The following is a 632-nucleotide window of genomic DNA, read 5'->3' on the forward strand; positions in this document are numbered from 1 at the left end:
CACTGGTGTACCCCACAAAAAGTAGACAGTACATAACTACATACTTTCGTACTCAACTGGGCTGACATGCCCCAACGCTGAGTGCCTTCTTTTGCGATTGTAAAATACCTCAATGTATTCGAAGATGCCCATTCGGGCTTCTTCGACAGTTTGGTAGTCTTCTGCGTATATCAGTTCGACTTTCAGTCGACTGTAGAACGACTCCATTACCGCATTATCCCAACAGTTGCCCTGTCGACTCATGCTCGGCACACCTCCATGCTTGCGCATGAAGTCTTGATATTTATATGCTCTGTATTGTACACCACGGTCCGAATGGATGATGACGCCCTTAGGCGGCTTACGTGACTCAAACGCCATTTTTAGAGCATTGGTGATGAGCTCGACGGTCATCGTTGTCCCTAGCGACCAACCCACGATGCGCCTTGAATGCAGGTCCATCACTGTCGCCAAGAAGAGCCAACGGCTCTTCACCCAGATATACGTGATGTCCGTGACCCACTTCTGATTTGGCATCTCAGACTCAAAGTCTCTTCGCAGTAAATTGTCAGCAACATTCGTCATCGCAGCCACATCCTTGCTGTATTTAAACCCTTTACCATTGCGTGCCCTGATACCTTTTTCCTTCATAA

At 47.8% G+C, this 632-nt stretch carries 1 protein-coding gene; it reads right to left on the reverse strand.

All coding sequences use genetic code 11. The features are described from left to right. Positions 1-36: 36 nt before the first annotated feature. Positions 37-632, reverse strand: a 596-nt coding sequence (locus VNE01S_RS18785) for an IS3 family transposase (RefSeq protein ID WP_061781665.1), incomplete at its 5' end; no start/stop codon positions are given.

Origin of the sequence: Vibrio nereis NBRC 15637 (genome assembly GCF_001591105.1) — a bacterium.
GTDB lineage: Bacteria > Pseudomonadota > Gammaproteobacteria > Enterobacterales > Vibrionaceae > Vibrio > Vibrio nereis.